We start from the raw sequence: 25,981 nt of genomic DNA on the forward strand, positions 1-25,981 counted from the left end.
GGAACCGTCCCCGGGGCTTCCCGCGAAGCCCCGGGGGAACGGTCAGATCGGCTTGGGGGCGCCCAGCGCGGCCTGGATGGCCCGGCCCAGGGTGGCCACCACCAGCGCGACGCTGGGCCGCACGATGGAGTCCTCCAGGGAGACGTCACCCACGAAGCCGGCGTTGCTGGCGATCTCCTCCAGCCGCTCGTGGGCCCGCTCCGACTCCCCGGCCGGGAGTTTCAGCGCCGGCTCCATCCGGGCCGCGACGAGCAGGGTGGCCAGCGCGGCCGTCCGCTCGTCGGGCAGGGTGTCGCCGGTCAGCGCGGCCGCCAGCCGCTGCCGGATCTCGGCTTCGTACGCCGGGTCGCTGGTCGGGTAGCGGTGCACGTGGATGACGCCCATCTGGGTCTCGTCCACGTCCTGCACGACACCCCGGGCGCACAGGTCCTCGAGCACCCGGGTCCGCAGCCGGTGCCGCAGGCGCTGTAGCCACTGGGCCGGGGTGTGCGGCTCGTCGGACGCGACCTTTCCCAGCACGGCGTCGGCGACCGGGTCGCCGAGCGGTGTGGCGTCCACGACCTTCAGGTAGCCGTCGGCCGCGTACGCGATCCGGTTGGCCAGCGCCAGGTCGATCAGCACCGCGGCGGCCATGCCCAGGTCGAGCCCGATGCGGGAACCCGTGGCCTTTCCGGTCTGGTCGTCATACGCGAGGAGGAGGAGTTCCTCGGCGAGCGGGATGGGGGTCATGTGACGCAACGATAGTGGCCCGAGTCATCCGAGCCGATCCCCAGGTCGGTCAGATCATCAGCCGCCGACCCGCTCACCTGAGGGAACTATCGGTCGGAAAGGTCGGGCAGGATCCGCTCCCGCTGGGCGAACCAGTCCAGTGAGTCCCGGATGCCGTCCGCCACGGTGTGCTCGGCCCGCCAGCCCAGCAGATCGGCGGCACGGCTGCTGCGGGTGTAGGCGCCGGCCGAGTCGCCGGGGCGGCGCGGGGCGTGCGCGACCTCGACCGCACGGTCGGCCACCTGGTTGAACGCCTCGACGAACTCCAGCACCGTGGTGCCGGTGCCGGTGCCCAGGTTGATGGCGAGCGACCCGTTCTCGAAGGGCAGCGTGTCGAAGACCTCGAGGGCCCGCAGGTGGGCGCCGGCCAGATCCCACACGTGCACGTAGTCGCGGATGCCGGAGCCGTCCCGGGTCGGGTAGTCGACACCGGTCACCGGGAACGGCTTGCCCTCCCGGTAGACCTCGATGAGCTTGCCCAGGGCGTGGCTCGGGGACCGCAGCTGGAGGCCGGTCCGCATCTTCGGGTCCGAGCCGATCGGGTTGAAGTAGCGCAGCGACAGCACCTTGATCGGGGTCGCGGCGGTGATGTCGCTCAGCATCTGCTCGACGATCAGCTTGGTCCGCGCGTACGGGCTGAGCGCCGTGAGGGCCGAGTTCTCGTCGACGGTGAAGTCGTCGCCGGGCTGGTAGATCGACGCCGACGAGCTGAACAGCAGCCGGGTGACGCCCTTGCCGATCAGGTGGTCGACGAACTCGAGGGTCTTCGCCACGTTCTCCCGGTAGTAATGAACCGGGCGCTCCACCGACTCCGGCACCACGATGAGCGCCGCGCAGTGCACCACAGCGGTGATGTCGGGGTGTTCGTCGAAGATCCGGTCGAGCATCGCGGTGTCGGCGATGTCACCCTCGTAGAAGGGCCGGCCCTCGCAGAACTCACGGCGGCCGGTGACCAGATTGTCCAGGATGACGGGCTGGTGCCCGTTGTCGAGCAGACAGGACGCGATCGTGCTGCCGATGAAGCCCGCGCCACCGGCGATGAGTACCTTCACGAAACGTCCTCTCGTTCTCCGAATCCCGCACCGAGGCTAGCTGACCTCTTCATCCGTCCGGCGACAGCGGGCGGCAGCCATCCACCGCCACCTTGATCGCGAGCCGGGGATGAGCACGCTGGCTGTAACCTATGATGCTGACCGCTCCGGGCCACGCCCCCCACCACTGCGTCCCGCGACGACGGACGCGAGAGCGTCGAACTTTCAGAAAGGACCACGTCGACCGTGACCTCGCCCCAGCCCCGGCCCCCAGACGTCACAGTCGTGGTCATCGTGTACAACGACGCGGCCCGGATCGAGACCGCGGTCCGCTCGGTGCTGAACCAGTCGCTGCGCAGCCACGAGGTGATCGTCTGCGACGACCACAGCACGGATGGCACGCAGGCCGTGGTGGAGCGGCTCGTCGCCGAGCACCCGGACGTGGTGCGCTACATCCGGCTGGAGGCCAACTCGGGTCACTGCGGCGCGCCCCGCAACCGGGGCGTGGCGGCGGCCCGGGGCCGGTTCATCATGTTCCTGGACAGTGACGACACCCTGGACCAGCACGCCTGCCGCAACATGGTGTCGATGGCCGAGCAGTCCCACGCCGACATGGTCATCGGCCGGTGCGTCCGGCACGACGTGGCGACCGGCAAGGAGACCTCCTGGATGCCCTGGCTGGTCCAGCGCAAGGTGGTCTACGAGTCGCTGCACGACCAGCCCGAGCTGCTCTACGACGTGCTGTCGACCAACAAGCTGTACCGGCACGACTTCCTGACCCGGGAGAACCTGGTCTTCCTGGAGGACCGGCTGTACGAGGACAACCTGTTCTCGGCGCACGCGTACCTCGCGGCCAAGAAGATCGCGATCATCCCGCAGCGCATCTACACGTGGAACATCGAGCGCAAGGCGGCGAACCTCTCGATCACCCGCCGGGCCGCCGACATCCGCAACATCACCGACCGGATCATCGTCACCCGCAAGATCGACGACCTGCTGACCAAGCACGACGCCGGTGACCTGCGGTTGCAGAAGGACATCCGGTTCATCGAGAACGACCTGCGGGTGCACCTGGCCCGGCTCGGCACCCTCCCGGAGGAAAATCAGCGGGCCCTGGTCGACGCCGCCCGGCCCTACCTGGAAACCCTCCAGCCGGAGGCGTTCCTCCAGGCCAAGCCGCTGCCCGCGATGGCCGCCTACCTGGCCCGGCAGGGCGACTACCACGGTGTGGCCACGGTGCACGACTACATGGTCGGCAAGCCCTTCCAGCCGCACCTGACCGCCGACCTGGTGGTCCACGACGGCCGGGTGTACTGGTCCGACCGGCACCTGGACGACGAGGTGGGCCGCGCGGTCCTGGACGTCACCGAGCTGGGCCTGCAGGACCGCCCGCTCAGCAAGCTGCGCCTGGGCAGCCGGATCGACAGCGTCCACCGCGACGGCGACTCGGTCACCATCGCCGGCTCGTTCGTCAACCCGCTCGGCCGGATCACCGTCGAGTCGGCGCCGAAGGCTCAGCTGGTCTTCGCCGAGCGGCGCAGCAAGCGCCGGGTGTTCAAGGCCCGGGCGCAGCTCGTCGTGGACGAGCAGCGGGTCGGCTGGACGGTCACCTTCGAGCCGGAGAAGCTGCTGCGCCCGGTGGGTCTGATCGACCCCAACTACTCGGTCCGGCTGCACCTGGCCGTCGGCACCGACAGCGCCGACCTGGCGCTGTTCGCCGAGGACGAGGTGACCGAGGCGCTGCGGCTGCCGGCCCGCCCCAAGCTCACCCGCCTCACCGCCGACCTGCTCCAGGGCTACCGCACCGACAGCGGCAACGTGGCGCTGCGGCTGGACGCCGACGGCAGCGCCGCGAAGCTGGGCACCGCCGCGATCAGCGGGGTGCGCAACACCAGCATCGGCAGCCGCGCCTGGGAGCGGGCCGCCGAGCTGCAGAGCTCGCTGCGCCAGCGCCGCAACAAGCGGGCCACCAAGCTGTCCTGGTACGAGAACGTCTTCCTGAAGATGCCGGTCAAGAAGGGCACGGTCGTCTTCGAGAGCCACATGGGCAAGCAGTTCTCGGACAGCCCGCGCGCCATCTACGAGGAGATGGAGCGGCAGGGGATCAAGTTCACCCCGATCTGGGTGTACGCGACCCATCCGACCGGTTTCCCGTCCGACGCCAAGCTGGTCAAGCGCAACTCGTGGGCGTACCTCCAGGCGCTCGGCCAGGCCGAGTTCTGGATCGACAACCAGGGCTTCCCGCACGACCTGCGCAAGCGGCCGGAGACCACGTACATCCAGACCTGGCACGGGTCGGCGTTCAAGAAGATGGGCTTCGACGAGGCCACCATCAAGGCGCAGACCGAGCAGTCACAGCAGCGGTTGCAGCGGGCGATCGACCGGTTCGACGTGTTCCTGGTCCGCTCGGAGCACGACGTGCGCACCCTCACCCAGGGCATGCGGGTCGGCGCCGAGCTGCTGCGGGTCGGCTACCCGCGCAACGACGCGCTGGTCAACGGCGGCAACGAGGCCGAGGTCGCCAAGCTGCGCAAGTCGCTGGGGCTCACCGACGGACGGAAGGTGGTGCTGTACGCGCCGACGTTCCGCCCCGAGGAGGTGAACCGCAAGTCCGGCCTGGAACTGCCGTTCGACCTCGACGAGTTCGTGCACCGGTTCGGTGACGACGCCGTGCTGCTGGTCCGCCCGCACTACCTGGTGTCGTTCGCGCTGCCGCCGGCGTACGGGCACTCGGTCCGCAACGTGGCCAACGTCCACGACGTCACGCCGCTGATGCAGATCTCGGACGCGCTGATCACCGACTACTCGTCGCTGATGTTCGACTATTCCCTGCTCAACCGTCCGATGATCTTCCACGTGCCGGACTACGACGACTACGTCGGCAGCAGCCGCGGCTCCTATTTCGACCTCGGTTCGATCGCGCCCGGCCCGCTCACCCGTACCTCGGAGGATCTGATCGCCGCCCTGTCGGACCTGGACGGCAACGCCGAGGCGTACGCCGGCAAGCGCCGCGAGTTCGTGGCCCAGTACGGTGAGTTCGACACCGGTCAGGCCGCCAAGGCTGTGGTCGACCGCTTCTTCCGTTCCGGAGCACGCCGTGGCTGAGACCCGCGACATCTTCATCATCTGCAACAGCGTGAATGAGCTGGGTGGCCTCACCCAGTGGGTGCACGACATCTCCCGGCTGTTCACCGCACGCGGCCACCGGGTGCGGCTGATCGGCGTGGAGCCGGCCACCGACTACCGGGACTTCGGCTCCGACCTGCCGTACCCGACGTTCACCCTGCACGAGGACCACCTGCCCCGGCGCCGCAAGGCGACCGGCGCGGCGTTGCTCAACCCGGGGCGGAGCCTGATGCTGCGCAAGCGGCAGCAGATCTTCGAGGGCGGCGTGCGGCGGCTGAACGAGCTGCTGCGCACCGCGGAGTCCCCGGGCGCCGTGGTGATCGCCTCCCAGGTGTGGGCCGGCGAGTGGGTGGCCGCCGCGGACACCACCGGCATGCAGGTCATCGGCATGTCCCACGAGTCGTTCGAGGCGTGCAGGAACAGCAGCCGCTACAACCGGGTGCTCAAGTTCTACGGTGGCATGGACATCCACCTGTCGCTCACCGACGCCGACGCGGACGCGTGGGCCCGGGCCGGCATGTCCAACGTCGGCGCCATGCCGAACCCGCTGATGACCGTGCCGAAGACGCTGCCCACGCTGGACGAGAAGACGGTGGTCACGCTCCGCCGCCTCTCCCACGACAAGGGCATCGACATGCTGATCGAGGCGTGGGCGCAGGTCGGGCCGCAGCACCCGGACTGGCGGCTGAAGATCTTCGGCGCCGGCCCGGACGAGCAGGCCCTCCGCACCCAGGCCCGCTCGCTGGGCCTCGACGACACGGCGCTGTTCCAGGGCAAGACCAGCGACATCGACGGCGCGCTCAGCTCCGCCTCGGTGTACGCTCTGCCGTCCCGCGAGGAGGGCTTCCCGATCGCGGTGATGGAGGCGATGGCGTACGGGCTGCCCACCGTGGCGTTCGACTGCGCGCCCGGCATCCGCGAGCTGATCGACGACGAGGTCAGCGGTGGCCTGGTCGTCACGCCCGGCAACGTGAGCGGGTTCGCGATCGGCCTGAACCGCCTGATCGAGGACCGCGAACTGCGGGTCCGCCTCGGTTCGGCGGGCCGCGAGTCGGTGCAGCGGTTCAGCCCGGACAGCATCGTGGACCGCTGGGAGAGCCTCTTCGCGCTCCTGGACCGCTGACCACCTTCACCGGCGCGGGCGGGGCTCCGGCCCGCGCCGGTAAGGTGCACCGGGTGCAAGCGATCCTGGCCACCCTCGGTTACGTGCTCTCCCCGGACGGCTCGCGGGTGCTGATGATCCGGCGGGACACCCGGCCGGACGACATCCACTACGGCAAGTTCAACGGCCTGGGCGGCAAGCTGGAGCCCGGCGAGGACGTGGTGGCCGGGATGCGCCGGGAGATCCACGAGGAGGCCGGGCTCGACTGCACCGGCCTCGACCTGGCCGGAACGATCTCCTGGCCCGGTTTCGGCCGCGGCGGCGAGAACTGGTTCGGCTTCCTCTTCCGGGTCACGTCCTGGTCCGGCACCCCGCACACCGCCAACGACGAGGGCAGCCTGCACTGGGTCGAGGTCACCGAGATGCTGGCCGGAAAGATCCCGATGTGGGAGTCCGACCGGCACTTCCTCCCGCTGGTCTTCGCCGACCACCCCACCGTCTTCCACGGCGTGATGCCCTTCGCCGCCGGCCGGGCGCTCTCCTGGGCCTACACCGAGACCATGTGATCGTACGCACAGAGCCGCGACCGGCTGCCCGCTCACGCCTGTGCCGCCCGCGCCGGGCGGAGATCGGTGGTCCAGCTGGCCCCCAGGGCTGTTTCAACGTCCCCGAAACAGCGCTGAGAGCCAGCCGGAGTGTCCTCGGGACGGCGCACGCCGTACCCGAATGGCTCTTTAGAAGCGGCGCATGCCGCCGAACTGGCGGTCGCCGGCGTCGCCCAGGCCGGGCACGATGTAGGCCTTCTCGTTGAGCCCCTCGTCGATCGACGCGGTGACCAGGCGCAGCGGCAGGCCGGAGTCCTTCAGGCGCTCGACGCCCTCGGGGGCGGCCAGCACGCAGCAGATGATGATGTCGGTGCAGCCCCGGTCGGCGAGCAGCCGGCAGCAGTGCAGCAGCGAGCCGCCGGTGGCCAGCATCGGGTCGAGGACCAGGACCGGCTGCCCGGTCAGGTCGACGGGCAGCGACTCCATGTAGGCGCGCGGCTCGTGCGTCTCCTCGTCCCGGGCCAGGCCGACGAAGCCCATCGACGACTCGGGCAGCAGCGCGAGCGCGGCGTCGGCCATGCCCAGACCGGCCCGGAGCACCGGGACGATCAGCGGCGGGTTGGCCAGCCGGGTGCCCTCGGTCGGCGCTACCGGCGTCTCGATGGGGTACTTCTCGACGGCGAAGAGGCGGGCCGCCTCGTAGACCACCATCGTGGTGAGTTCGTGCAGCGAGGCGCGGAAGACACCGGAGTCGGTCTCGGTGCGGCGCATCGCGGTGAGCCGGGTCTGAGCCAGCGGGTGGTCTACGACAAGGACATCCACGGCAACAACCTAATCGTTCCATCATGATCAACAGCTACAGGGTTGCGTAGAATCGTTCTCATGACTGTGACAGCGGCCGCTGAACTGTCCGATCTCCGCTCGTTCCTGCACGGCCTCCCCGGGGTCGACAAGGTGGGCGTCGAGGCGCGGGCGGCTGCGCTCGCGACCCGGTCGATCAAGACGAGTTCCAAGGCCAAGGCGATCGACCTCGCCATCCGGATGGTCGACCTGACCACGCTGGAGGGCGCCGACACCCCGGGCAAGGTGCGGGCGCTCTGCGCCAAGGCGAGGCGGCCCGACCCGGCCGACCCCACCTGCCCGCCGGCCGCGGCGATCTGCGTCTACCCGGCGATGGTCAAGGTCGCCGCGGCGGCCCTGGCCGGCTCGGGAGTGCATCTGGCCAGCGTCGCGACCGCCTTCCCGTCCGGTCAGGCGCCGCTGGAGGTGAAACTCGCCGACACCCGGGAGGCGGTCGCCGACGGCGCCGACGAGATCGACATGGTGATCAGCCGGGGCGCGTTCCTGGCCGGGGAGTACACGCGGGTCTTCGACGAGATCGCCGCGGTCAAGGAGGCGTGCGGCGGCGCCCACCTCAAGGTCATCCTGGAGACCGGCGAACTGGGGACGTACGACAACATCCGCCGGGCCTCCTGGCTCGCGATGCTGGCCGGCGCCGACTTCATCAAGACCTCCACCGGCAAGGTGACGGTCAACGCCACCCTCCCGATCACCCTGGTGATGCTGGAGGCGGTCCGCGACTTCCGGGCCCGGCACGGGCGGATCATCGGCGTCAAACCGGCCGGCGGGATCAAGACCACCAAGGACGCGATCAAGTACCTCGTGCTGATCAACGAGACGGTGGGCGACGACTGGCTCAGCCCCGACCGGTTCCGGTTCGGCGCCTCCTCGCTGCTCAACGACCTGCTCATGCAGCGCACCAAGCTGACCACCGGCCGCTACGCCGGTCCGGACTACTTCACCCTGGACTGAGGCATGTTCGAGTACGCACCAGCACCCGAATCCCGTTCCGTAGTAGATGTCGCCGGGTCCTACGGGCTGTTCATCGACGGCGCCTTCGACGGCGGCAAGGACGGCAACGTCTTCAAGACGGTGAACCCGGCCACCGAGGAGGTGCTGGCCGAGGTCGCCGCGGCCGGCCCGGAGGACGTCGACCGGGCCGTGGCGGCGGCCCGCCGCGCCTTCGGCCCCTGGTCGGCCCTGCCCGGCGCCGAGCGCGCCAAGTACCTGTTCCGGATCGCCCGGATCATCCAGGAGCGCTCCCGCGAGCTGGCCGTGCTCGAGTCACTGGACAACGGCAAGCCGATCAAGGAGTCGCGCGACGTCGACCTGCCGCTCGTGGCGGCACACTTCTTCTACTACGCGGGCTGGGCGGACAAGCTGGCGTACGCGGGCTTCGGCCCGGACCCGCGCCCGATCGGTGTGGCCGGCCAGGTCATCCCGTGGAACTTCCCGCTGCTCATGCTGGCCTGGAAGATCGCGCCCGCGCTGGCCACCGGCAACACCGTGGTGCTCAAGCCGGCCGAGACCACCCCGCTGTCGGCGCTGTTCTTCGCCGACGTGTGCCGCCAGGCCGAGCTGCCGCCGGGTGTGGTCAACATCGTGACCGGGGCCGGCGACACCGGCGCCTACCTGGTCCAGCACCCGGACGTGAACAAGGTGGCCTTCACCGGCTCCACCGAGGTGGGCCGGGAGATCGCCCGTGCGGTCGCCGGCACCGGCAAGCGGCTCACCCTGGAGCTGGGCGGCAAGGCGGCCAACATCGTCTTCGACGACGCCCCGATCGATCAGGCCGTCGAGGGCATCGTCAACGGCATCTTCTTCAACCAGGGGCACGTCTGCTGTGCGGGATCGCGGCTGCTGGTGCAGGAGTCCGTCGCCGACGAGCTGCTGGCCTCGCTGAAACGGCGGATGGCCACGCTGCGGGTGGGCGACCCGCTGGACAAGAACACCGACATCGGCGCGATCAATTCGGCCGCACAGCTCGCCCGTATTACGGAATTGTCGGAAATTGGCGCATCCGAGGGCGCCGAGCGCTGGTCGCCGGAGTGCGCCCTGCCGGACCGGGGCTTCTGGTTCGCGCCGACGATCTTCACCGGAGTCACCCAGGCGCACCGGATCGCCCGCGAGGAGATCTTCGGCCCGGTCCTGTCGGTGCTCACCTTCCGGACCCCGGAGGAGGCCGTCGCCAAGGCCAACAACACTCCGTACGGGCTCTCCGCCGGCATCTGGACCGAGAAGGGCTCGCGGATCCTCGCCGTGGCCGACAAGCTGCGGGCCGGTGTGGTGTGGGCCAACACGTTCAACAAGTTCGACCCGGCGTCGCCGTTCGGCGGCTACAAGGAATCCGGCTACGGCCGGGAGGGCGGCCGGCACGGCCTGGAGGCGTACCTTGCCTAAGTCATCTTCCGTGAAAGCCCTCGCCGAGCCGGGGCGGCTTTCCGTGCGCAAGACCTACAAGCTCTACATCGGCGGCGCCTTCCCTCGCAGCGAGTCAGGACGGACCTACCTGGTGGACGGCGACAACGTGGCGCTCGCATCCCGCAAGGACGCCCGGGACGCGGTGCTCGCCGCCCGGGCCGCCCAGCCCAAGTGGGCCGGCGCCACGGCGTACAACCGGGGTCAGGTCCTCTACCGGATCGCCGAGATGATGGAGGCCCGGCGCGCCGAGTTCACCGCGCTGGGCGTGCGGTCCTCCGAGGTGGCGGCGGCCGTCGACCGCTGGGTCTGGTATGCGGGCTGGTCCGACAAGATCGCCCAGGTCGCCGGCGGCGCGAACCCGGTGGCCGGCCCGTTCTTCAACATCTCCGCCCCGGAGCCCACCGGCGTCGTCGCCCTGGTCGCCCCGGCCTCGCTGCTCGGGCTGGTCAGCGTGATCGCCCCGGCGATCGTGACTGGCAACACGGTGGTCGTCCTGGCCGCCGGCCCGCAGGTGGCGATCACCCTGGCCGAGGTGCTGGCCACCTCCGACGTACCGGGTGGCGTGGTGAACCTCCTCACCGGCCGGTACGCGGAGACCGCACCGTGGCTCGCCTCGCACGACGACGTGAACGCCATCGATCTCACCGGCGTCGACCACCCCGACGTGGCCGCCGAGTTGGAACGCGCCGCGGCGGGCACCCTGAAGCGGGTGATCCGGCCGGTCACCGGCGGTGTCGACTTCACCGCCGACCCCGGGCTCCGGCCGATGACCGCCCTGTTGGAGACCAAGACGGTGTGGCACCCGAAGGGCTACTGACGCCATCAGTTCGGATGGCGCTGGGGACGGGGCGGTTGTCACACAGCGTTGCCGACTAGGGTGTGTGCCCAGAGTCACCCGTCCCGCCACCCCCAGATCACCCGGAGGTCACCGTGACCAGCCAGTCCGACGAGCCCGAGGCGTCCGCGCCGGTGGCCGAGAAGCCCTCGTCCGAGGGAACCTCCGGGCGGGAGCTTTGGGATCAAGTCCGCGTCTCGCCGGTGGAGATCGCGCTGCCGGCCGGGGTGGCGCTGACCCTCCGGGCGTACCGGAAGGCGTCCGAGCTCACGCCCACCGAGGTTCAGGTCGACGAGGACGACCCGTTCGAGGCCCGCAAGCGGCGTGCCGAGGAGGACGAGGAAGAGGTCATCGTCGACGAGGAGTACCAAGCACTCCTCACCGAGGGCGAAGCGGAGGAGGGCAAGTCCGCCGAGGAGCCGGACCCGGCCGACTTCGAGGACGAGCCCGCGGCCCAGGCGGATGACGAGGAGGTGCCCATGTTCCTCAGTCACAAGGGCCGCCTGCTCGCCTTCAAGACCCCCGAATCGCTCGTGTCCTTCCTTCGTTCGGGTGCTCCGCACGATCTCGCACAATTGGACACCTGGGGTGACCTGGCCGAGCGGGTAGAGTCGAGCGACATCGACCCGCAGCCGGAGGACCGCTACGAGCTCGACCTCGTGGTGGAGAACCTGCGCGGCGGCCATGACACGTGGGATCTGCCGCTGCTCATCAACGCCGGCGAGATCGCCCGCGACCTGGGGTATGCACTCCGTATCAAGCCGGTGATCCTGGCGCTGTCGCCCGGTTCACCTCTCGACGATCTCGACGAGTCCCTCCGAACCGCGGAGAAGGGCGGAATGGGCGGATTCTTCGGTCGCCGCCGATTGAAGAAAATCGGGGCACAACAGGCGAGTCTGGGTTGGCGTTCGGTGATCGGCAAGATCTCTGCCGCCGTGGACTGGCGTGACTGACCGATTACCAGGGAATATCAATCCTTGGCCACAGAGAAGCACTCCCGGGGAGGAGGACGACGCCGTGGCGCTCGTGCGCGTGTACTGCGGTCTCGCGTCGGCTGATGATTCGGTGCGTACGGCCTCGGCCGCACCACTGACCGTCGCCGTGGTGGACGACGCAGGCCGGCTGCTCGGCGTCCACGAGATCAGCGACGACCCGGCCGGCTACGCCCAGCTGGGGACGCTGCTCGTGGAGCGGACGACGGGCTTCAGCGACGCGGCGGTCGCCGCCGACAGCGACGACCACGTCGTGACGTCACTCCTCACCGCGGCGGGCCGGCCACTCGTGGTCGTCGACGACGACGGGGCCGACGACTTCGCCGAGCGCTTCTCTGACGACGACTCTCCCGAGGAGATCGCGGCGCCTGCGGCCGCCCGGCGGGCCGTCGGCCTGGCCCGGGCGCTGCAGGCCGGCGCGATCGCCGCGGTCACCCTGCCCGCTCCCCGGGAGCTCGTCAGCTACAAGCCGGTCCTCGCCGCCCACGTGGCGATGCTGGGCGGCCGGAACGCGGCCGCCGCCGCCCTGCGCGAGGTCCTCCGTGAGCTCTACCCGGCGGCCCTCCGCGCGTACCCGGATCCCGCCCACCCCGTCTGCATGGCCGTGCTCGACGCGGTGCCCGAGCCCGGCCGGCTGACCGGCCGGGGCGGCGACACCGACCAGGTGCTGCGGGAGATCACCGCCGAACTGGTCCGGGCCGGCGCCGGATCGTCCGGCGAGGTCGGCTCCGCCGTCACCGCCCTGCAGGTCGCGATCAGCGAGTCCCCGCGCCGGGGCGGCGTCAACAAGTCCCTCGCCCCCGCCGCGGCCGACGCGGTCCGCCAGGCGATCTCCGCCATCCGCGCCTGCGACGCCGCCTGCGAAGCCCTGGTCGGCACGCTCGCCGCCCGGGCCACCCCGCCGCACACCGGCTCGAACGTGGGCCGTCGCGGCACCCGCCGCGGCACCGAGACGCCCGCGCTCGAGCCCGTGCCGACCGGCGACAACGGCACCGGCAGCCGCTTCGGCCGCCGTGGCCGCCCCGAGCCGGCCTCCACCGGCGCCGGCCCGGCCACTCCCCGCCCGATGACCACGCCACCGGTCGCGCCGGACCCGATCGGGCCGCCCCCGATGGCCCCGGCCGCGGCGAACGGTCTACCCGGCCGACCCACGAGCCCGCTGAACCGCCCGGTCTCGGTGCCGCCGCCCCCGCCCGGCATGACCCCGATCACCCCGGGATCCCGTCCGACGCCGGCGACGCGCAACCCGGCCCGGCCCACGTCGGTTCCGCCCGCCCGCCCGTCCTCGGTGCCGCCCGCCGCCGCGAGCACGCCCGCCGAAGCCGGCGAGCCGTTCCGGCCCACCCTGGCCAACGCCGAACTGAGCCGCGCCCGCGCCGAACGGCAGCGCACGGTCATCCCGCCGCGCCCGACGACCACGCCCCGTCAGCAGCCGGCCGCCAACGGCACACCGGCCGGCCCCACCGACTTCAGCCTCCCGATGCCGGCCCAGCGGCCCGCCCAGGAGATGCCGGAGCCGGGTTCCCGGGCCAACTGGCCGCTGCTCAACACGGAGAAGGACGAGGCGCCCGTCGCCTCCTCGGTCAGCTCGCCGCCCGGCGGCCGCGTCCGGCCGCCGTGGCACGACATGCCGCAGGAACCGCCCGCCCTGGAACTCCCCAAGGAGCCGGCGCTGCGTCTCGTCGACCAGGCGAAGAACGGCAAGCGCGCCCGCCTCCCCGGACTCGACCAGATCGGCGGCGCCGGCACCCCGCCGATGCGGCGTCCGGACAGCGACGACCGCGGCCACAACGGCGGCAGGCTGACCGCCCTCGACCGCAGCTCCGCGCCGCCGGTCCCGTCCGACAGCAGCGACGGCGACCTGCTGATCTTCGCGGCCGCCCGGTCGGCCTGGTTCACCGGCCACACCGACGCCAACGACGACGTCAACTGGACCAACCCCAACGACAGCGGCTGGCGTGCCGCGGAGAAGGCCGCCACCCCGGCCGTCGCCGCGGAGACCTCGGCCGGCCTGCCCAAGCGGGTGCCGCAGGCCAACCTGGTCCCCGGCTCCCCGCTGCGCGAGGAACGCCCGATCCGCATCGTCCGCGACGCCGCCTCGATCGCGGCACACACCACGGGCTACTTCCGTGGCTGGCGGCGCGGCCAGGAGATCGGCGGCTTCGCGATGGGCGGTCGCCCCGGGCGCGAGGCGGCCGGCGGCTGGGACTTCACCCGTGACGGCCAGCCCGCCGACGAATACCGCAACAACAACGCGGGGTACGGCGGCCGCTGACCCCCGCCCGACCCTCGGAGGGGGGGGGCCCCCCACCGGCGGGGCCCCCCCCCCCCGCCCCCCCCGCCCGGGGGGGGGGGCCCCCCCCCCCGCGGCCCCCCCCCCTCCGCCGTTCCTGCCGCGGCCGGTTCTCAGCGCCACCCGACCCTCGCCGAAGCAGCCAGCCGCAAGGATCCAGCGCTGTCTCTGTCACCCCGAAGATCCGGCTGGCCCTCGCGCTGTCTCACCGTGGCCGAGACATCCCTGGCGACCAGCCAAGTTGATCGGCTAGCTCTCGGCGCTGACTCACGCCCCCGAAACAGCCCTCACTGCCAGCGGATCAACCCCCTCGAACGCACCACCCGTCCGCTCTCGGGCGACCGTGCACGAGGGCCGATCTCGCCCAGCTGGCCCTCATGCTGTCTCACCGTGGCCGAGACAGCGCTGGCGACCAGCCAAGTTGATCGGCTGGGCCTCAGCGCTGACTCACGCCCCCAAAAAACAGCACCCACTGCCAACCGGGAAGATCAACCCCTTCGAACGCACCCGCCCGTTTTCGGGCGACCGCGCACGGTGGTCGATCTTGCCCGGCTGACTCTCTAAGTGCCGTCTCGGCGGAGGCTGAGACAGCGCTGGCGACCAGCCGCAAAGATCCAGCTGGGCCTCAGCGCTGTCTCGCGCTCTCCGAAACAGCCCCTACTGCCAGCCGGGAAGATCAACGCCTTCGAGCGCGCCTGTCCGCTTTCACGTGACCGCGCACTGGGCGATCTTGCTCGGCTGGCTTCGGGGGCTGCTTCGGCGGAAGTGAGACAGCGCTGAGAGCGAGCGGGAGTTGATCGGCTGGAGTTTGGGGATGGGTGGCGGGCGGCTGGGCAAGGACTGCCTGTCGCGGCTCCGATGTGCTTGGTGGGGCGGTCGGGGTTTGGGGCGTGCCGCTCTAGGCGGGACGGCGTTGAAGGGGTGTGGTGGCAGCACCACCCGGCGGGGCCGCACGGGCCGGACCCGGCACCAGGTCGCGTTGCAGGGCTGTGGTGGCAGCGGCGCCGCACGGGCCGGACCCGGCAGCAGGTCGCGTCGAAGGGGTGTGGTGGCAGCACCACCCGGCGGCCCCGCACGGGCCGGACCCGGCAGCGGGTCGCGGTGTGTCGCGGTTCGGGGTGGTGCGGTTGCGGGCGGCTCATTCCGTACCGGTGAGAATGGCGCGATGCGCGCGGTGGTTTTCGATTTCTTCGGCACGTTGACGGATCCGGCGGCGGAGGCGCTGCGGCCGGCGGCGTTCGGGGAGACGGCGGCGGCGCTCGGGGTTGCGGCGGAGGCGTTCCAGGCGGCGATGGTGGCGAGTTTCCCGGAGCGGATCGTGGGGGCGCTGGGCGGAACCCGGGAGACGCTGCGGGCGATGGCCCACCGCTGCGGCGCCGAACCGGACGACGAGCGCCTCGAGCACGCTGTCCGGACACACCACGCGGGCGCTGAGCGGGTCCGCACGCCGCGCCGGGGTGCCCTCGCGGTACTCGACCACCTCCGGGCCCAGGATTTCCGTCTGGGGCTTCTCAGCGACTGCGCCAGCGAGCTGTACGAGGCGTGGGGCGAGACGGTCTACGCGGGGCGCATCGACGCCCCGGTGTTCTCCTGGCGGGAGGGGCGCCGCAAACCTGATCCCCACCTGTACGCCCTCGCCGCCGAGCGGCTGGGCGTCCCGGCCACGGAGTGCTGGTTCGTGGGCGACGGCGGCGGCCGGGAACACGACGGCGCCCGCCGGGCCGGCATGCGGCCGGTGCTCGTCACGAACGCCGGCTACCCGGGCGCTCACAAGATGCGGGTGGACCCGGACACCTACCTCCCGGAGCACCGGATCGACGAGCTGGACGAGTTGATCCGGTTACTGGGAACGGCTTGTGACAACGGGTGACTACTCATATACGATGACGAACGGCCGGAAAGCGCGCGAAAGCCCCGCACCGGCCAGTGGGGGTTTCCACCGGCGGGACGGGGCTTTCGACCGTTGACTGGGTGCTGAGCCTCCCCTGTGGAGCGGCTCGTCAGACGGTCTTCGCTCAGGCGGGCGCGGTCGCGCGGGTGCGACGCATCGTCAACACATACTCGACGAGCGAGATGAGGACGTTCTTCGTCGACTCGCGGTTACGAGCGTCGCAGCTCACCACGGGCACGTCGCTCGAGATCGCCAGAGCGTCCCGTACGTCCTGCGCGTTGTGGTACTGCATGCCGTCGAAGCAGTTTATCGCCACCAGGTACGGCAGGCGGCGATGCTCGAAGAAGTCGATGGCGGCGAAGCAGTCGGCGAGCCGACGCGTGTCCACCATGACGACCGCACCGATGGCACCCCGGACCAGCTCGTCCCACATGAACCAGAACCGCGTCTGGCCAGGTGTTCCGAACAGGTAGAGGATCAGGTCTCGGTCGATGCTGATCCGGCCGAAGTCCATGGCCACAGTGGTGGTCATCTTGCCCGGCACCTGCCGGTTGTCGTCGACACCCACACCGGCCGAGGTCATGATCGCCTCAGTGGTCAGTGGGGTGATCTCCGAGACCGACCCCACCAGCGTCGTCTTACCGACGCCGAAGCCACCGGCGATGACAATCTTCGCCGATGTCACGCGTCCCGCAGCGGGACGGTGCGACATGTCAGAGCCTGCGAAGTCCACTCAGCACCCTTTCCAGCAGTTCCGTGCCTACCGCGTCGGTCTCGTCTTCCAGCGAGGTGGGCTCATAGACCGCGACGAGGCCGTCAGAGGCCATGTCGGCGACGATCACACGCGCCACACCGAGCGGCAGTTGCATGCGTGCGGCGATCTCGGCCAGCGACTGAACTCGGCCGCCGTCACACATCGCCGCGATGTACTGATGCTCGCTTCCACCCTGCCCGCCGCGGCTTATTCCAGAACGGCCGCGCACGGTTGTCTCGACCAGCGCTTCCAGCGCTATCTCAAGCTTCGGCCGGGTCCGACCACGGGTCACGGCGTACGGCCTGACCAGCGCGCCAGTCGGCTCATCGCGTTCAGGCATCGTCACCCTCAACCCCTTCCTCGGCCCCTCGAAGTGTATTGGTTCTCAAAGTTTTCACCAGTAGCCGGCTGGAGCCTATCCGCGGCCGAAAACCCCGGATGAGCCCCTGATCGACTCCGGCTGACTGTCGCCTCAGCCCAGCACCCCGGCCGCGGAACGCGGCGCGGGGGTCAACGCCTCGCCGACGCGGTCGACCAGGAGGGCCATCTCGTAGCCGACCTGACCGACGTCGCAGCTGCGCGCCGCGAGCACCGCGAAGGAGGAACCGTCGGAAATGGACATGAGGAACAGGAATCCGTTGTCCATCTCGACGACCGTCTGAAGGACGGCACCGCCCTCGAAGCATCGCGCGGCGCCCTGGGTAAGGCTTACCAGGCCGGACGCGATGGCCGCCAACTGGTCGGCACGGTCACGCGGAAGGTCCCGCGAGGCCGCCAGGAGCAGACCATCGGCGGAGACCGCGATCGCGTGCGCGACCCCGGGAACGCGGTCGGCGAAGTTGGCGAGAAGCCAACCGAGATCCTGCGTAGATGTCATGCCTCATGCTCCTTGCCAGCCTGCGAGGGCTGCTGCCCTCCCGGAGTGTCCTCCAGGTTGGTCGATTGTTCCTTGGTGCGACCGCGCTGCACGCCGCGGTGGTAAGCGGACAGGAGACCGCGAACCCCCTCGGGAGTACGGCGCTGGACGGAGGTACCGCCCCGGTCGACACCGCCGGGGACGAGTTGCGCCATCGGCGTACGTTTCGGCAGGCCCGCCGTGGTGGTCGAGTCGATCGGCGTCTCGGCGGCCGCACGGGCCGCCTGCCAGCCGTCGTCGGCCGCGGTCCGCCACGGGTTCGACGCGGGGGCCGCGCCGTTGCCGTAACCGGGCGCCGCCGCGGTCGGTGCGCCGACACCAGCCGTGTCGAGGTTGCGGACCTCGGGCGATGCCGCCTGCTGCGGAACGCCCGTGTTGCGGGTCGGCTCACCGGTCGGGATCCGCTGGGAGACCACCGACTCCTCACCGGTGCCGGAGACCTTGGGCCGGCCGGCGTCGGCGCCGGGCGCCGTGGTGGTGAACCAGGCGGACTCGAGCTCCCGGAAGATCGGCAGCTCCATCGTCTCGTCGGCGAACGGAACCGCGCCCTCACGGGCGGAGGCCATCTGGGCCGCGGCCGTGGCGTGCGCCTCGACCGGCGTGGTGACCGGCGGAGCCGACACCGGGATCGGTGCGGTCTGCGGGTTGGCCGGCGGCGTCACCTGCGGCTGGGGCTCGAAGTTCTCCGGACGGTACCGCGGGATCTCGGCCGTCATGTCGAGCGCGGCGGCCAGGTTCTCCGGAACGTGCGGGGTGGCCGGTTCGCGTTCGGCGGCGACCGGCGGCCAGGCAGGCGGCGCTGCCGCGAACGGGTTGCGCTGGTCGGCGGGCGAGATCGGCGAGGCCGAGATCGGCTCGATCGGGGCCGCGGAGACCGGGGCCGCCGACACCGGCGGCGCGGAGACCGGAGGCACCGGGGGCGCCGAGACCGGCGGCATGAACGAGTTCGGGTTGGCGGGCAGCTGCCGCGGTATCGTCGCGCCGAAGCCGTTGGTGTCGCTCTCCGGGCGCTGGTACTCACCGTTGCGGCGCTGGGCCAGCTCGTCCAGGCCGGCGAAGCCCTGCGGACCGGACGGCAGCGGCGGGATGACCTCGTTGCTGCGCGGGCCGTGGAAGCCGTTCGCCAGGCCGTTGCCGTTGCCGTTGAAGCCGCCGCCACCGTTGTAGCCGCCGGCGTTGAACCCGCCGAAGCCGGCCGGAGCCGCGCCGGTCAGATCGGACCACGCCGGGACCGAACCGTTGGAGCCGTTGGAACCGGGGTAGCCGCCGTTGCCGCTGCTCTCCAGAGCCAGCGGCTCGCCGAAGCCGCCGGGCAGGCCGGAGCCGGGACCGCCGTCGAACGACGATCCACGCCCCTGGACCTGGGCGGTCGCGGCGGTGGCCAGCACCGAGACGGGCAGGCCCACCTCGGCGACGGTGCCGCGTTCGCGGTCGGCCGGTCGCAGTTCCACTCGCACGGCATGGCGGTTGGCCAGCCGGGCGACCACGACGAGGCCCATCATCCGGGAGACGGCGACGTCCACCGTCGGCGGGTTGGCGAGCCGCTCGTTGAGGTCGCGGAGCTGCTCGCGGCTGATGCCGATGCCGTGGTCCTCGACGGTCAGCACCGCGTTCTCACCGACGCGCCGGGCCTCGACCAGAACGTTGGAGTTCGGCGGGGAGAAGGCGGTCGCGTTGTCGAAGAGCTCGGCGACCAGGTGGACCATGTCGTTCACGGCGTGCGCCGCGACCTCGATCTCCCGGTCGATCATGCCGAACTCGATGCGGGTGTAGTGCTCGACCTCGGACTGGGCGGCGCGGAGCACGTCGATCAGAGCGGCCGGCTCCCGCTGGACACGGGTCGAGTCGGCGCCCGCGAGAACCAGGAGGTTCTCGTCGTTACGACGCATTCGGGTGGCCAGGTGGTCGAGCTGGAAGAGCTCGGCCAGACGGTCCGGGTCCTCCTCGCCGCGCTCCAGCCGGTCCAGGTGACCGATGAGCCGGTCGACCAGGATCTGCGAACGGCGGGCGAGGTTGACGAACATCGTCGCGACGGAGGCACGGAGTGCGGCCTGCTCGGCCGCGGTCCGCACGGCCTCGAGGTGAACCGCGTTGAACGCCTCGGTCACCTGCCCGAACTCGTCCCGGCTGCGCACCGGGAGGGGCTCGGCGATCTGGTCGGCGACCTGGGCCGGGGTGAGCGACGCGGAGAGCGCCGGGTCACGCAGCCGGCTCACCGCGTGCGGCAGGCCGAACTGGGCGACCGCGAGGGCACCCTGACGCAGCTCCCGCAGCGAGCGGGCCATCGACCGGGCGACCAACCAGGCGAACAGGATGGCCAGCAGGAGCATGCCGAGCAGGATGCTGGTCTCCAGGAAGACCTGCTGGTTCGTCTCGTCCCGCAGGTCGGTGGCGTCGGCCACGATCTGCTGGTCGAGCGAGGTCTCCACCTGACGGAAGAGGGTGTTGTACCCGGAGAGGGCCTCTTCCCACTCCCCCGAGTTGAACTGGATCTTCCGGATGTTGTCGCCCTGGAGGGCCATGAGCGGGATGCTCAGGTTCTCCGCCTGCTGCTTCAGCTTGCCGACGACGGTGTTGTTGAAGAGCTCCTGCTCGTCGGCGGTGCCGACCGCCTTCATCGTCTCGGTGGCGAGGAGATAACCGGTCTGGGTCTCCAGGAACTCCTGCCGGAGTTTCGGGTTGAACTCGCCGGCCGCCACGACCTGCTGGCCGATGAAGCGCTGCTGGGCGATGTAGTCCTTGGCCTGGGCGACCGCGGCCACCATCCGGAGGTGGTTGCTCAGCTCCGGGTCGATGGCGAGCTGCGCCGACGCGTCACGGACCTGGAGCAGGTCGTTGACCAGCGTGTCGTAGGTCTTCGTGATGTTGTCGAGGTCCTCGCCGCCCTTGGCCGCCCGGCTCCGGAAAGTGGGCAGGTCGACGAGGTTACGGTCCAGGCGGAGGATCAGCTTGCCGACGTTCTCGGGGACGTCCTCCAGCACCTGCTTCTGCTGGAGGTACGGCTCCTTGGCCGCGTCCACCTGGGCGTGCTCGTTGTTGTAGAGCTCCACGGCGGTCTGGAAACCGGGCGTGTTGTTGGTGATCTTCGAGTTGTAGATCATGATGGCGTACGTGCGCTCGGCCTGCAGGTGGTCGACCAGACCACCGGCGGCCTGGGACAGCACCGAGAGGGTGCGTGCGCGCTCCGCGTTGCTGGCTTCGTCGATGTGGTCCACAAGGCCGTTGACACCAACGATGATCGTCGCCACCGTCGGCACCAACATGATCAGGCCTAGTTTTGACCAGATCGGTAGGTCTCGGAGTCGACCCGCAGGTCGACTGAGACGCGACATGACGCCATTCGCGCTGTTGGGGCGCTTGCTCACGTCACCGTCCTCCTGATTCGGGCCCGGCATTCGGCTCGCCGGGCACCGCACACGGCCGACTCGCCGACGTCGGGCCCCCGAGATTCCATCACGACAAGTGTCAAAGAGAAAGAGCAGCCGGACACGGACCGGTTGTGTGACGCGATGTTGCAACCTCGTAGTTGGACATCGCCGGTCCTTTATCACTGCCTGTGGAGCTGTGCATCTCTCAAGGTCACTTACTCGGTCGGCACGGCGTGGGGGGTGGGTGCAGGCCGACCGGGTCCCGATCGTAGTCGATCGGGATAACAGTCACGATGACTCGGTTCCCCGCGATCGACAAGGCGAGATGCCGGATTATGCCGACTTTGCAGGCGGCAGTCTAGCCGAACGGCGAGGTTCGCAAGGCTGACGGTCGATTTCTTTTGACGTACGTTCGTTCAGATCCCGGAATGTCCGACAAGTCGTGATCTCAGCTCAGCAGTTTGGCGTACGCCGGCTTGATCACCTCATTGATCAACACCAACCGCTCGTCGTACGGGATGAAGGCCGACTTCATGGCGTTGATCGTCAGCCACTGCAGTTCCATCCAGCCCCAGCCGAACGATTCCGTCAGCAGAGTCATCTCCCGTGACATCGAGGTGCCGCTCATCAACCGGTTGTCGGTGTTGACCGTGACCCGGAAGCGGAGGTCGTGCAGCAGCTTGATCGGGTGCTCGGCGATCGACGGGGCGGCGCCGGTCTGCACGTTCGACGACGGGCACAGCTCCAGCGGGATCCGCTTGTCCCGGACGTACGCGGCCAGCCGGCCCAGCACCGGCGGCGCCGCGTGGGTGCCCCCGGTCGTGGTGACGGCGCTCGGCCCGGCCGCGGTCACCGTGATGTCGTCGACGATGCGCACGCCGTGACCCAGCCGGTCGGCGCCGCACCACTGGATCGCCTGCCAGATCGACGGCAGCCCGAAGGCCTCACCCGCGTGGATGGTGAAGTGGAAGTTCTCCCGTTGGAGGTACTCGAAGGCGTCCAGGTGCCGGGTGGGCGGGAAACCCGCCTCCGCGCCGGCGATGTCGAAGCCGACCACGCCGGTGTCCCGGTAGCGGACGGCCAGCTCGGCGATCTCCTGCGAACGGGCGGCGTGCCGCATCGCGGTGAGCAGGGTGCCGACCCGGATGGGCGTGCCGGACGCCTGCGCCTCGGCGCAGCCCTCGCGGAACCCGGCGTGCACGGCCTCGACCACCCGGTCCAGGGTGAGCCCGCGCTCCAGGTGCTGCTCCGGCGCGTACCGGACCTCGGCGTAGACCACGCCGTCGGCGGCCAGGTCGAGCGCGCACTCCTTGGCGACCCGGTGCAGACCCTCCTCGGTCTGCATCACCGCCACGGTGTGCGCGAAGGTCTCCAGGTACCGTTCCAGCGAGCCGGAGTCGGCCGCCTCGACGAACCACTCGCCGAGCCGCCCGGGATCGGTGGTGGGCAGCTCGTGGCCCACCGCCGCGGCGAGTTCCACGATGGTGGCCGGCCGCAGCCCGCCGTCCAGATGGTCGTGCAGGAGGACCTTCGGGGCCTTGACGATGTCGGAGTGTGCGATGCCAACCATCAGCAGAGCCTAGAGGGAAGCACCCGATGATCGACGGAGCAATCCCGTATCTGTGGTGCCCGGTGTGCCGGGAACCGCTCAGCCGCCGGGAGCGGGCGCTGCGCTGCCCGCGCCGGCACAGCTTCGACATGGCCAAGCAGGGGTACGCGGACCTCAGCGCCGGCCGGCTGCCGCACACCGGAGACACCACCGAGATGGTGGCCGACCGGGCCGCCTTCCTGAGCGCCGGGCACTACCGGTTCATCGCGGAGGCGCTGGCCGGGCACCGGGCCGAGGGTCTCGTGGTGGACGCCGGCACCGGCACGGGTGACTACCTGGCCCGCTTCCTGGAGGGGTCGCCGGACGCGGTGGGGCTCGGGCTGGACGTCTCCAAGCCGGCTCTGCGGCGGGCCGCGAAGGCGCACCCGCGGGCCGCGGCGGTCCTGACCGACCTGTGGCGGCCGCTGCCGGTCGCCGACGCCGCGGCGGCCGTGATCCTGAACGTCTTCGCGCCCCGCAACGGCCCGGAGTACCGGCGGATCCTGCGGCCGGACGGGCTGCTGCTGGTGGTCACCCCGGCCGCCGACCATCTCACCGAGCTGATCACCGGGTACGGGCTGATCCAGGTCGACCCGGAGAAGGCAGCCCGGGTCAGCGGCAGCCTCGGTGAGCACTTCACGCTCGACGCGACCGCCACCCACCGGCGGGAGCTGAGGCTGACGGCGGGTGAGACGCGGACCCTCGTCGGCATGACACCGAGCGCGCGTCACGTACCGATGGAGGGTCTGCCCGGCCACGACGTGACGGTGACCGCCGCGGTGGAGGTGGCGGTCTACCGGCCGCGTTAGCGCTCAGACGGAGAGGTCGACCTCTTCCCACTCCGGCGGCTTGTCGTGGTAGGGCCCGTGGAAGACGACCGCCCACTCCAGCGCCCACCGGCGCTGGCCGATCGCGTTGCTGTCCACCTCGCCGGGCAGCGACCGCCCGTTCTGCTCCGCCTCCTGATAGGCCCAGTCCAGGCAGTAGTAGAGGTCCAGCAGCACGGCGGCCTCGGCCGGATCCCGGACCGCGACCAGCGACCGGGACCGCCAGCTGGTGAAGCTCTCACCGGACGGCAGGTCGGGCATCTGGATCATCAGCCGGTCGTCCGGCGGCACCGTGGGGTCCAGGTGCCGGCTCAGGCCGAGCAGCCAGGCCAGCGCGAAGACGGCGTCGTGGTGCAGCACGAAGGAGCGGTGGTCGCCCTTCGCGCCGATCACGAACTGCCACTCCGGCGGGGTGACCAGCTCGACCAGGTGGGAGCCGAGCAGCCAGCTCATCGCCGCCTCGGTGGGCATGCCGAAGCAGCGGGCCACGACGACGTGCAGCACCGCGGCCCGGGCCTCCAGCTCGGCGACCGGGCGGAGTTCGACGGTGTCGCCCATCTCCCACACCAGCGGGAACGCCAGCGGGGGCAGGGGCAGGCCGAGACGCGCCAGCTCGTCGAGACTGGCCTCGCGGACCGCGCGGGGGTCGGGGGCGGCCTTCTGCATGGCGGCTCAGGCTATGCGGTCGAGCAGCAGCGGGGAAGAGGCGGGCGCCTCCGTCCCGACAGTGATCGCGGCGGCCGCGTCGGCCCGGGCCGCCGGAATCCGCGACTCGTCGTCGGCGCGCAGCTCCAGCAGCACGTCACCGGCCCGGACCCGGTCACCCGGGCGGACCTTGAGCTGCACCCCGGCGCCGAAGCTGACCGGGTCCTCCTTCCGGGCGCGGCCGGCGCCGAGGCGCCAGGCGGCGATCCCGATCCCGTACGCGTCCAGCGAGGTCACCACGCCGTCCTCGGTGGCCCGCAGGACCTCGGTGTGCGCGGCCGTCGGCAGGGGCGCGTCCGGGTCGCCGCCCTGCGCCCGGATCATCGCCCGCCAGGTGTCCATCGCCGCGCCCGAGGCCAGCACCTTCTCCGGGTCGGCGTCCACCCCGGCGGCGGCCAGCATCTCCCGGGCCAGGGCCAGAGTGAGTTCCACCACATCGGACGGTCCGCCGCCGGAGAGCACCTCGACCGACTCGGCCACCTCGTTGGCGTTGCCGACGGCCAGGCCGAGCGGGGTGCTCATGTCGGTGAGCAGGGCGACCGTGGTGACGCCGGAGTCCTTGCCGAGCCGCACCATGGTGCGGGCCAGCTCCTGCGCGTCCGCCAGGTCCTTCATGAACGCGCCGGTGCCGACCTTCACGTCCAGGACCAGCGCCCCGGTGCCCTCGGCGATCTTCTTGCTCATGATCGAGCTGGCGATCAGCGGGATGGCCTCGACCGTGCCGGTGACGTCGCGCAGGGCGTAGAGCTTACGGTCGGCCGGGGCCAGGCCCTCACCGGCCGCGCAGATGACCGCGCCGATGTCCTGCAGCTGGCTCTTGAACTGCTCGTTGGAGATGCGTGCCTGCCAGCCGGCGATCGACTCCAGCTTGTCCAGGGTGCCGCCGGTGTGGCCCAGACCGCGGCCGGAGAGCTGCGGCACGGCCACGCCGCACGCGGCGACCAGCGGGGTCAGCGGCAGGGTGATCTTGTCGCCGACACCGCCGGTGGAGTGCTTGTCGGCGGTCGGCCGGGACACCGACGACAGGTCCAGCCGCTCGCCGCTGGCGATCATCGCGGCGGTCCAGCGGGCGATCTCGCCCGCTGTCATGCCGCGCAACAGGATCGCCATGGCCAGCGCCGACATCTGCTCGTCGGCGACGACCCCCCGGGTGTACGCGTCGACGACCCAGTCGATCTGCGCATCGGTGAGCACGTGGCCGTCCCGCTTGGCGCGGATGACGTCCACTGCGGCGAATGCACTCATGATTGTTCTTCCCAACGCTGCGGGATGCCCTCCGGGGCCTCTCCCTCGCCCGCCCAGGACAGACCGCCCTCGGCATCCACCACCACGACCCGCGGAGTACGGACGAGGCCCCACGCCACGGCGGCCGCCGCGGTCGGCAGGTTCGGGCCCTCCTCCAGGATGCCCTTCTCCTCGGTCGAGCCGGGCTCACCCGACGAGCGCTCCCAGTAGCCGGTCCAGATCGTCGCCCCGCCGGACAGGTCGGGGTGGACGAAGACCGTGCCGCGTCCACGCCACTTGGCCAGTTCGGCGGGCACCTCGGCGCCACCGACCGGGCCGGTGACCCGCTCCATGTCCTCGTAGCCGAACGCGAACGGCAGCAGCTCGGTCATCCGCAGCGGCCGCGGCACCGCCTCGACCAGCAGCTCCGGGCCGCCGTGCTCCCACAGCAGCTGGCGGCAGCGGCCGCACGGCATCAGCGGGGCGCCGGTGGCGTCCACGCAGGAGATCGCCACCAGGCGGCCGCCGCCGGTCGCGTGCAGCGAGCTGACCAGGCCGCACTCGGCGCACAGGGTCATCCCGATGGACGCGTTCTCCACGTTGCAGCCGACGATCACCCGGCCGTCGTCGACCAGGCCGGCCACCCCGACGGGGAAGTCGGATATCGGCGTGTACGCCCGCCGCATCGTCTCGATGGCGGCGGCGCGCAGGGCCGCCCAGTCGATCTCCATGTCACCGATTCTGCCGCGTTCGAA

General features: G+C 70.8%; 21 protein-coding genes. 10 read left to right on the forward strand and 11 right to left on the reverse strand.

Translation table 11 applies throughout. The features are described from left to right. Positions 1 to 42: 42 nt before the first annotated feature. Both J5X75_RS23470 and galE read right to left on the reverse strand, forming a co-directional pair. Positions 43 to 729, reverse strand: coding sequence for a GOLPH3/VPS74 family protein (locus J5X75_RS23470; RefSeq protein ID WP_208469649.1), 687 nt, complete (start codon positions 727 to 729; stop codon positions 43 to 45). Between the two features lie 86 nt (positions 730 to 815). Beyond that, complete coding sequence (gene galE, locus J5X75_RS23475; RefSeq protein ID WP_208469650.1) at positions 816 to 1,820, reverse strand: UDP-glucose 4-epimerase GalE; 1,005 nt, start codon at positions 1,818 to 1,820, stop codon at positions 816 to 818. Between the two features lie 225 nt (positions 1,821 to 2,045). Between galE and J5X75_RS46055 the strand changes: the two genes are divergently transcribed. The 3 genes from J5X75_RS46055 to J5X75_RS23490 are packed head-to-tail and all read left to right on the forward strand — an operon-like array spanning position 2,046 to position 6,593. After that, positions 2,046 to 4,904: a bifunctional glycosyltransferase/CDP-glycerol:glycerophosphate glycerophosphotransferase gene (locus tag J5X75_RS46055; protein ID WP_307798219.1), complete on the forward strand. Its 2,859-nt coding sequence runs from the start codon at positions 2,046 to 2,048 to the stop codon at positions 4,902 to 4,904. Continuing rightward, positions 4,897 to 6,048 (forward strand): glycosyltransferase, encoded by a 1,152-nt coding sequence (locus tag J5X75_RS46060; protein ID WP_208469652.1) that lies wholly within the window; start codon positions 4,897 to 4,899, stop codon positions 6,046 to 6,048. Before J5X75_RS46055 ends, J5X75_RS46060 begins: the two co-directional genes overlap by 8 nt. A 53-nt stretch (positions 6,049 to 6,101) precedes the next feature. Beyond that, positions 6,102 to 6,593, forward strand: a complete 492-nt coding sequence (locus J5X75_RS23490) for an NUDIX hydrolase (RefSeq protein WP_208469653.1) — start codon at positions 6,102 to 6,104, stop codon at positions 6,591 to 6,593. A 168-nt stretch (positions 6,594 to 6,761) separates the two neighbouring features. Here the strand turns inward: J5X75_RS23490 and upp are convergent, their stop codons facing one another. Next, a complete protein-coding gene (gene upp / locus J5X75_RS23495) occupies positions 6,762 to 7,394 on the reverse strand; it encodes a uracil phosphoribosyltransferase (RefSeq protein ID WP_208469654.1) in 633 nt (210 codons plus the stop codon). A gap of 60 nt (positions 7,395 to 7,454) precedes the next feature. On the opposite strand from upp, the gene deoC reads away from it, so the two are divergent. From deoC to J5X75_RS23525, 6 genes are all read left to right on the forward strand, one after another. Further along, positions 7,455 to 8,384, forward strand: coding sequence for a deoxyribose-phosphate aldolase (gene deoC / locus J5X75_RS23500; protein ID WP_208469655.1), 930 nt, complete (start codon positions 7,455 to 7,457; stop codon positions 8,382 to 8,384). Positions 8,385 to 8,387: 3 nt separating this feature from the next. Then, entirely contained in the window at positions 8,388 to 9,812 is a 1,425-nt protein-coding gene (locus J5X75_RS23505) for an aldehyde dehydrogenase family protein (RefSeq protein ID WP_208469656.1), read from the forward strand. A gap of 10 nt (positions 9,813 to 9,822) precedes the next feature. Next, positions 9,823 to 10,650, forward strand: coding sequence for an aldehyde dehydrogenase family protein (locus tag J5X75_RS23510; protein WP_208469657.1), 828 nt, complete (start codon positions 9,823 to 9,825; stop codon positions 10,648 to 10,650). A 113-nt stretch (positions 10,651 to 10,763) separates the two neighbouring features. After that, the gene (locus J5X75_RS23515) at positions 10,764 to 11,621 is read left to right on the forward strand and encodes a SatS C-terminal domain-containing protein (RefSeq protein WP_208469658.1); all 858 of its coding nucleotides are present in this window, start codon (positions 10,764 to 10,766) and stop codon (positions 11,619 to 11,621) included. Positions 11,622 to 11,685: 64 nt separating this feature from the next. Then, positions 11,686 to 13,935 (forward strand): transposase, encoded by a 2,250-nt coding sequence (locus J5X75_RS23520; protein WP_307798220.1) that lies wholly within the window; start codon positions 11,686 to 11,688, stop codon positions 13,933 to 13,935. Positions 13,936 to 15,118: 1,183 nt separating this feature from the next. Next, positions 15,119 to 15,823 carry an HAD family hydrolase gene (locus J5X75_RS23525; RefSeq protein WP_208469659.1) on the forward strand — a complete coding sequence of 235 codons (705 nt, stop codon included), beginning with the start codon at positions 15,119 to 15,121 and terminating at the stop codon, positions 15,821 to 15,823. 145 nt (positions 15,824 to 15,968) lie between these two features. On the opposite strand, the gene J5X75_RS23530 is transcribed toward J5X75_RS23525, so the two are convergent. From J5X75_RS23530 to J5X75_RS23550, 5 genes are all read right to left on the reverse strand, one after another. Further along, on the reverse strand, positions 15,969 to 16,556 hold the full coding sequence (locus J5X75_RS23530; RefSeq protein WP_183222624.1) for a GTP-binding protein: 588 nt from the start codon (positions 16,554 to 16,556) through the stop codon (positions 15,969 to 15,971). A gap of 1 nt (position 16,557) precedes the next feature. Next, positions 16,558 to 16,938 (reverse strand): DUF742 domain-containing protein, encoded by a 381-nt coding sequence (locus J5X75_RS23535; RefSeq protein WP_188126825.1) that lies wholly within the window; start codon positions 16,936 to 16,938, stop codon positions 16,558 to 16,560. Between the two features lie 132 nt (positions 16,939 to 17,070). After that, positions 17,071 to 17,475: a roadblock/LC7 domain-containing protein gene (locus J5X75_RS23540; RefSeq protein ID WP_014447580.1), complete on the reverse strand. Its 405-nt coding sequence runs from the start codon at positions 17,473 to 17,475 to the stop codon at positions 17,071 to 17,073. Next, the gene (locus J5X75_RS23545) at positions 17,472 to 20,879 is read right to left on the reverse strand and encodes a sensor histidine kinase (protein ID WP_208469660.1); all 3,408 of its coding nucleotides are present in this window, start codon (positions 20,877 to 20,879) and stop codon (positions 17,472 to 17,474) included. Before J5X75_RS23545 ends, J5X75_RS23540 begins: the two co-directional genes overlap by 4 nt. Before the next feature lie 451 nt (positions 20,880 to 21,330). Further along, entirely contained in the window at positions 21,331 to 22,452 is a 1,122-nt protein-coding gene (locus J5X75_RS23550; protein ID WP_372450936.1) for an adenosine deaminase, read from the reverse strand. 26 nt (positions 22,453 to 22,478) lie between these two features. On the opposite strand from J5X75_RS23550, the gene J5X75_RS23555 reads away from it, so the two are divergent. Further along, positions 22,479 to 23,279 (forward strand): putative RNA methyltransferase, encoded by an 801-nt coding sequence (locus J5X75_RS23555; protein ID WP_208469661.1) that lies wholly within the window; start codon positions 22,479 to 22,481, stop codon positions 23,277 to 23,279. A gap of 3 nt (positions 23,280 to 23,282) precedes the next feature. On the opposite strand, the gene J5X75_RS23560 is transcribed toward J5X75_RS23555, so the two are convergent. The 3 genes from J5X75_RS23560 to J5X75_RS23570 are packed head-to-tail and all read right to left on the reverse strand — an operon-like array spanning position 23,283 to position 25,957. Further along, positions 23,283 to 23,963 (reverse strand): DUF4272 domain-containing protein, encoded by a 681-nt coding sequence (locus J5X75_RS23560; RefSeq protein WP_208469662.1) that lies wholly within the window; start codon positions 23,961 to 23,963, stop codon positions 23,283 to 23,285. 6 nt (positions 23,964 to 23,969) lie between these two features. Beyond that, positions 23,970 to 25,247 carry a thymidine phosphorylase gene (locus J5X75_RS23565; RefSeq protein WP_208469663.1) on the reverse strand — a complete coding sequence of 426 codons (1,278 nt, stop codon included), beginning with the start codon at positions 25,245 to 25,247 and terminating at the stop codon, positions 23,970 to 23,972. After that, positions 25,244 to 25,957, reverse strand: coding sequence for a cytidine deaminase (locus J5X75_RS23570; RefSeq protein ID WP_208469664.1), 714 nt, complete (start codon positions 25,955 to 25,957; stop codon positions 25,244 to 25,246). Before J5X75_RS23570 ends, J5X75_RS23565 begins: the two co-directional genes overlap by 4 nt. Positions 25,958 to 25,981: the final 24 nt, after the last annotated feature.

It is taken from the genome of Actinoplanes flavus (genome assembly GCF_017592555.1).
GTDB lineage: Bacteria > Actinomycetota > Actinomycetes > Mycobacteriales > Micromonosporaceae > Actinoplanes > Actinoplanes flavus.

Coding starts and splice junctions, on each gene's coding strand:
- J5X75_RS23470 (WP_208469649.1), bottom strand. CDS start 729: ATGACCCCCATCCCGCTCGCCGAGGAACTCCTCCTCCTCGCGTATGAC.
- deoC (WP_208469655.1), top strand. CDS start 7,455: ATGACTGTGACAGCGGCCGCTGAACTGTCCGATCTCCGCTCGTTCCTG.
- J5X75_RS23505 (WP_208469656.1), top strand. CDS start 8,388: ATGTTCGAGTACGCACCAGCACCCGAATCCCGTTCCGTAGTAGATGTC.
- J5X75_RS23525 (WP_208469659.1), top strand. CDS start 15,119: ATGCGCGCGGTGGTTTTCGATTTCTTCGGCACGTTGACGGATCCGGCG.
- J5X75_RS23530 (WP_183222624.1), bottom strand. CDS start 16,556: ATGTCGCACCGTCCCGCTGCGGGACGCGTGACATCGGCGAAGATTGTC.
- J5X75_RS23535 (WP_188126825.1), bottom strand. CDS start 16,938: ATGCCTGAACGCGATGAGCCGACTGGCGCGCTGGTCAGGCCGTACGCC.
- J5X75_RS23540 (WP_014447580.1), bottom strand. CDS start 17,475: ATGACATCTACGCAGGATCTCGGTTGGCTTCTCGCCAACTTCGCCGAC.
- J5X75_RS23550 (WP_372450936.1), bottom strand. CDS start 22,452: ATGGTTGGCATCGCACACTCCGACATCGTCAAGGCCCCGAAGGTCCTC.
- J5X75_RS23555 (WP_208469661.1), top strand. CDS start 22,479: ATGATCGACGGAGCAATCCCGTATCTGTGGTGCCCGGTGTGCCGGGAA.
- J5X75_RS23560 (WP_208469662.1), bottom strand. CDS start 23,963: ATGCAGAAGGCCGCCCCCGACCCCCGCGCGGTCCGCGAGGCCAGTCTC.
- J5X75_RS23565 (WP_208469663.1), bottom strand. CDS start 25,247: ATGAGTGCATTCGCCGCAGTGGACGTCATCCGCGCCAAGCGGGACGGC.
- J5X75_RS23570 (WP_208469664.1), bottom strand. CDS start 25,957: ATGGAGATCGACTGGGCGGCCCTGCGCGCCGCCGCCATCGAGACGATG.